5 protein-coding genes are annotated in these 5,966 nt (G+C 31.1%); all 5 read left to right on the top strand.

Annotated features, from left to right (window positions below; translation table 11 throughout):
• Positions 1 to 176: 176 nt before the first annotated feature.
• The 5 genes from EUBIFOR_RS06255 to EUBIFOR_RS06235 all read left to right on the top strand — a co-directional run bounded on the left by EUBIFOR_RS06255 (position 177) and on the right by EUBIFOR_RS06235 (position 5,788).
• A complete protein-coding gene (locus EUBIFOR_RS06255; RefSeq protein WP_003865131.1) occupies positions 177 to 767 on the top strand; it encodes a hypothetical protein in 591 nt (196 codons plus the stop codon).
• A 2-nt stretch (positions 768 to 769) separates the two neighbouring features.
• A complete protein-coding gene (locus tag EUBIFOR_RS06250) occupies positions 770 to 1,807 on the top strand; it encodes a hypothetical protein (protein WP_050755949.1) in 1,038 nt (345 codons plus the stop codon).
• A gap of 14 nt (positions 1,808 to 1,821) precedes the next feature.
• Complete coding sequence (locus tag EUBIFOR_RS06245) at positions 1,822 to 3,120, top strand: AAA family ATPase (protein WP_003865129.1); 1,299 nt, start codon at positions 1,822 to 1,824, stop codon at positions 3,118 to 3,120.
• A 258-nt stretch (positions 3,121 to 3,378) separates the two neighbouring features.
• Positions 3,379 to 3,660, top strand: a complete 282-nt coding sequence (locus EUBIFOR_RS06240) for a hypothetical protein (RefSeq protein ID WP_003865128.1) — start codon at positions 3,379 to 3,381, stop codon at positions 3,658 to 3,660.
• Positions 3,661 to 3,766: 106 nt separating this feature from the next.
• Positions 3,767 to 5,788, top strand: a complete 2,022-nt coding sequence (locus EUBIFOR_RS06235) for an ATP-binding protein (RefSeq protein WP_003865127.1) — start codon at positions 3,767 to 3,769, stop codon at positions 5,786 to 5,788.
• Positions 5,789 to 5,966: the final 178 nt, after the last annotated feature.

The raw sequence follows: 5,966 nt of genomic DNA, 5'->3' as shown, positions 1-5,966 counted from the left end.
CAAAATGTTTCAAGATGAATTCATGAAAATCAACAATATATTAAGCGGTATTCGGAATAAAGATATATGTCCAGAAATAAATTTATACAAGACGTTGTATGAGTGTTGATTTTAGTTTTATATCCTAATTTATTAAATGTGTCTTAATAGAAAAAAATCAAAAGGAGAACTAGGATATGAAACCAAAAGAGTTTGTTGAATCAACATGGCTAGACTATAGTGATGTGACTAGCAATTGTGTTTTGATGGATTTAAATGCTTATATAAAATTTCAGTTTTTGAATCATGTAACCAAAGAAGTTATGGCAGAGAAGCTATATGATCATTTCAGGATGGTTGAACTAATGAATAAGTGTGATTTTAATAAGTTGATCAAAAGTTATTTTAAATGTTTGAATGAGATTTTAGAATCACAGATTGAAACATCGAAACAGAAGACGCGTGCACAGAAGTATTATGAAAAGGCGGTTTCTATTAGTAAATCTAAAGAAGTGAACTTTCAGGATTTGATAGATTATACGCGCATTATGATGTGTTTATATATGGCGGTTACTAAAAATCATTCGAAGTTGATCTCTGATTTTGATTTATCTAAAGAATGTTTGGATATGGATACGATTCTTACTTTTATTCGCAGAGAAACCGTTCCAGCAATTGGAATTAATAAGCGTAAGCCTCGTTTTGATTTCCATAATTCATATAGTATGGATTCTTGTATTTTATTGATTTTGACATTGCTTTTATACAAATTAATGGATGGAGAATAGGTATGGATGAAATTGAAGTAATACGAACAATAGAGGAATTGCGTAAATTCTTGAATGATAAGAATTTTATGGAAATTGTAGTTCGTCAAAAGAATAAGCGTTTTAAGAAGTTCTATAAGGTTGCTTTAGATAATATTTTTAAAGAAGCTGAACAACAGGTAGCTGCAAAAGAAGTTTTAAAGGCGGTTCAAAAGAATTCTAAGTTATTAAATCAGAATTTGAAGATGGTAAAGAATTTATCTAAGATTCAAAATATTGCACTAATTTTGGATGGTGTGAATTTAGTTTCGACTTGGGCTACTTTTGCGATTCTATATGAGAAGTTAAATTCGATTGAAGAAGAGATTGTTGGTGCAATCGAAAAGGTTCAACAAAGTTTAAATAAGGGTATGCAGCTTCATGTAAAGGCAGAATACAATAAGGTGATTAGTGATTATCAGGACATGTTGGATTGTCGTAAGAAACAAAAGCCTTATAGTGAAGAACAAATGCGAAAGTTAGTGGATTCATTATATGTTGTCTTGGACATGATGATTGATTCTTTAAAATCCGATTTGATTGATAATAAGGACAATATGATTCTTACTGTATTTATGATGCTTTCAATGTATACAGCTTCATTGCGTTTCTTTGATGAACAATATTATTTTAACTATAAAGACATTTTGAGTGGTGATGAAGTATGGCATACTTCTCATAATAAGTGGATGAGTTTGTATGATACTCTAACTCAATCTTGGTTTGTTGAATTGTTACAAGATCATGGCATTTTTGATTTAGGTTTAAATATGGATGAAATGGATACGTATTATAATGAGTTCTTAGAACAAGTTCAAGATCAAAAACAAGAAGTGATTGATAATCAAGAAATTATTTTAACACTTCAAGATACATCCTTATTGAATGTATTTCATGAAAAGACGAATGAAGAAATTCACAATGAATTGGAAAAAGAAATTTCTGAGATGTTTAATGGTATTGAGGGTGAGGATGCATCGAAATTATATGATTCGTTGCATAATCAGATTCAATATGCATAGAGAAGGTTGTAATTATGGATATAGATGTAAAACAATCATTAGCTAAATTATTATTAGCATGTTCAAAAGAGCAGGAATTGATTGATAAAGATGGTGGTCATTTAAATGTTAAACAAGTGGTTTTAAATAATATTGCTGGGTTTATAGAAATCATATCTTTAGAACATGCAGATCTTCGTATGGATTACTTTAATAAAGTGTTTCTTGGTTCTAAAGCAAAATTGAATGATAGCGTTTCTGTTCATTCTTGGTTTTCTGATTTTGAAACATTAAATCTAATGCCTATTGTAAAAGCTTTGTATGCACAATTTGTGTATGAACTGGGTCGTTATTATTTGTTTAATAAGAATGATAAAAAAGATATTGTCAAGGATCATTTTATTCAATACATTAAACTATTGGATATTAAACAAGAAGAGAAACCTTTAGCTGTTGATAAAGTCAAAGAAGAAGTGGTTCAGGATGAAATTGAGGTGGAGTCTGAAGAATCTTTAGAAGATCTTCAAAAACAATTGGATTCCATGATTGGATTGGATGGAGTAAAACAACAGGTACATTCAATCATTAATGAGTTGAAAATAGATGCACTTCGTAAGAGCAAAGGCTTGAAAGTTTCTAATACTTCTAAACACCTAGTATTTAAGGGAAATCCTGGTACTGGAAAGACAACGATAGCTAGATTATTATCTAAAATTTATAAACAATTGGGAATCTTAGAAAAGGGTCAATTGGTTGAAGTGGATCGTAGTGAGATTGTTGCGGGATATGTTGGACAAACGGCGTTAAAAACGAAGGAAAAGATTGATGAAGCTATGGGTGGTATTCTCTTTATAGATGAAGCCTATACTTTGGCTAAGGGTGAGAATGATTTTGGCCAAGAAGCCATTGATACTTTATTAAAAGCGATGGAAGATCATCGTGATGAGTTTATTGTGATTGTAGCTGGTTATGATGAGCCAATGGAATCATTCTTACAATCTAATCCAGGTTTAAAATCTAGATTCAATGAGTATATTCATTTTGATGATTATTCGGAACAAGAATTGTTTTTAATTTTCGGATTGTTGTGCGAACAAAATGATTTTAGGATGGATTTAGAAGCACAAGATACATTAAAGTCATATTTAAACGACTTGTGTACTCATAAACCAGATAATTTTGCGAATGGTCGAGAAATGCGTAACTTGTTTGATAAGAGTAAAAAGGCGCATTCGAATCGTTTGGCGAGTTTAAATGAAATATCCGATAAGGATTTGATTACATTTAAAAAAGATGATTTGTTACATGCAATTGAAGAAATGAAGTTAGTATAAAAAGAAAAAAACTAACCCCACAAGCAAAGGCATCTCGATCTACATCTTACTGGCACAACCAGCCCAGCTTTATCCATCACAAGTTAGTTTCTGTATGTATGATACTACATATTTTAAAAAAATCTATAAATAAAAATGAGATGATACTATGTTAGGAGCGATTGTTGGTGATATTGAAGAAGCAGCTTATGCTTATTTGGATGAGCCATTAAAAGATGTATTAAGAAGATGAAAGAAATATATGAGGAGTGACGAATCATGGATGAAGTAGTAGGTTTATTATCAGAAATTTTATCAGAGTTAAGAGATATGAATGAAAAAATTGATGAGCTTATAGAATATTATAGTGAAGATTGTGCAAGAAATGATGTGTTAGAGGAACTAAAAGAAATTAGTTATAATACGCAAAATAATAATGTGATTTCAGATATTTATAATGTAGTAACAGAAATTCAGGGTGATACTACTTATGATGATAAAATAGAAGAAGTTTGTAATAAACTTGATGATATTGATGATAGTATTAATAATTTAGGCTAGATTTGTGGTATCATATAAGTAATGATATATCTTTCCAAATCAGTTATTAAATATAATGTGGCATTGTCTGATTTGAGATGATGCCTTTTGTTTGTGGGGTTGGGTTATGCAGGATTTTAAGTTACTTACTAGACAATTGTTAGAAACATATCTAGGATCGGATACGTTGAGTAAAGTTGAGATTCAGGATTTTTTGGCTTCAAATGCAAGTGTTATTGGAACTGGAAAACAAGAATTCTTTAAAAATATTGAGCACTTTTTAAATTCTTTCAAATTTGATGTGGAGAAAAGAAAGAATATTCATTTTGAATTTAAAGATTTAGAAATTGAAGAAAATATTGTGGATGATCAATGTGTCTTTGTGTATGGATCTGTTAAAATTTATGGTCTTTATGATAAAGAAGTTACAATTATACATTTGGATTCTCGTTTTACTATTATTTATGGAGTTAGGGATGGAAAATGGAAGGTGCTTCATATTCATCATTCGATTCCGGATAAAGAACAATTGGAAGATGAAGAGTTTCCAATTACTTTAGGTAAACAGGTGCAACAAGCTCGACATGAAGTTGAGGCATTATCGGCTGGGTATTCCTATATTTGTTTGATTAATCTAGAGACAGGTGATGTGGAATTAATTAAAGGAAATAATATTCCTGGCTTAAATGGACGCTATACTCAGATGGATCATAATATATTATTAGAGCAAGTAAATCGTTTGATTGCCAAACCATTTAGGCAGAGTAGTGTTGAATTTTATGATAGTAAGACCATCGCAAAACGTCTTGAAGGAAAGAATTCCTTATTCCATACTTGTGAAAGGACAGATGGAACCTGGATTCTTTCGATGATTGTACCCCAAAAATATGATGAGAACGGTCGTGTTGTGAGTGTATTGCTCGCAAATCGTGATTTTACGGAAGAAAAGAAGCGTGAGTTAGAACAAGAGGAGGCTTTACGCCAAGAAAAGATCAAGGCTGAAAAGGCCAATGAGGCTAAATCCATATTCTTATTTAATATGTCACATGATATTCGTACACCGATGAATGCGATTGTGGGATATTCACAATTAATGAAGAAAGAATTGACAAATCCAAAGCTGGTTCATTATCAAGAAATGATTGAACAATCCAGCAAATTATTACTTTCAATTATTAATAATTTGCTGGATATGGCTCGTGTTGAAAGTGGTAAGATGGAATTGGATGAAAATTATGAAGTTATTGGAAATATTAGTCAACTTGTTTGTAGTGCATTTGCAGCAGAGGCTTCAAGAAAGAATATTGAATTAAACATAATTGTGAATGTCGAACACAAACATATTATTGTCGATTCTACAAAGATGCAGGAAATTCTATCTAACCTAATCAGTAATGCGATAAAATATACATCTGCTGGTGGTAAGGTAACAATCGATACAAAAGAACTTCCTTATGATAAAGAAGGCTATGTATTGATTCAAACTAAAGTTACAGATACAGGTATTGGAATGAGTGAAGAATTCTTGCCATCTTTATTTGAATTATTTACACGTGAAAGAAATACAACTCTATCTAAAATTCCAGGTACAGGACTTGGTATGGCCATTGTCAAAAACTTTGTAGACTTAATGAATGGTAGTATTGAAGTAGAAAGTGAACTTGGTAAGGGCAGTACTTTTACGATTACCATTCCACATAAGATTGCGAATAAAGATTATACAAACCGTAATATCGAATCTTCAAATGAGTTTGATAATAATTTTGTGGGTAAAAGAATTTTACTAGCCGAAGATAATGAATTAAATGCTGAAATCACAACCACAATTCTTAGTGAAATGGGTTTTGAAGTTAAAGTTGTAGAAGACGGAATTCTTTGTGTGAATGAAATCCAACATCAACCTGCCAATACATACGATTTGATTTTAATGGATATTCAAATGCCAAACATGGATGGCTATAAGGCGACACATTGTATTCGACGTCTTTTGCAACCTGAAAAGGCCAATATTCCAATTATAGCTATGTCTGCCAATGCGTTTGAGGAAGATAAGAAAAAAGCATTTGATGTAAAGATGAATGATTATATAACGAAACCAATTGACTTTCAAAAAATGGAAGAAGCATTAAAACATATATTGAGTAAGTAGAATCCTCTTTGTTGAGGGTTCTATTTTAATATCAGTCAAAAGTCAAGACTAACCTTATCTAATCTAACGAAAATAAGGCATTTTAGATCAAATAGGAACAATCGTTACAAACGTATTGGAATTCACAATATTTTCACATTGGATCTTTATAATAGAAATTGGCTACTGGATGTAGTAA

Origin of the sequence: Holdemanella biformis DSM 3989 (genome assembly GCF_000156655.1) — a bacterium.
Classification (GTDB): Bacteria; Bacillota_I; Bacilli_A; order Erysipelotrichales; family Erysipelotrichaceae; genus Holdemanella; species Holdemanella biformis.
The sequence above is the reverse complement of the archived record's forward strand: the minus strand, read 5'-3'. Positions and strand labels throughout refer to the sequence as shown.

Bases quoted from the DNA above. Each gene is read 5' to 3' on its own strand.
- EUBIFOR_RS06255 (WP_003865131.1), top strand. From the start codon at position 177: ATGAAACCAAAAGAGTTTGTTGAATCAACATGGCTAGACTATAGTGAT.
- EUBIFOR_RS06250 (WP_050755949.1), top strand. From the start codon at position 770: ATGGATGAAATTGAAGTAATACGAACAATAGAGGAATTGCGTAAATTC.
- EUBIFOR_RS06245 (WP_003865129.1), top strand. From the start codon at position 1,822: ATGGATATAGATGTAAAACAATCATTAGCTAAATTATTATTAGCATGT.
- EUBIFOR_RS06240 (WP_003865128.1), top strand. From the start codon at position 3,379: ATGGATGAAGTAGTAGGTTTATTATCAGAAATTTTATCAGAGTTAAGA.
- EUBIFOR_RS06235 (WP_003865127.1), top strand. From the start codon at position 3,767: ATGCAGGATTTTAAGTTACTTACTAGACAATTGTTAGAAACATATCTA.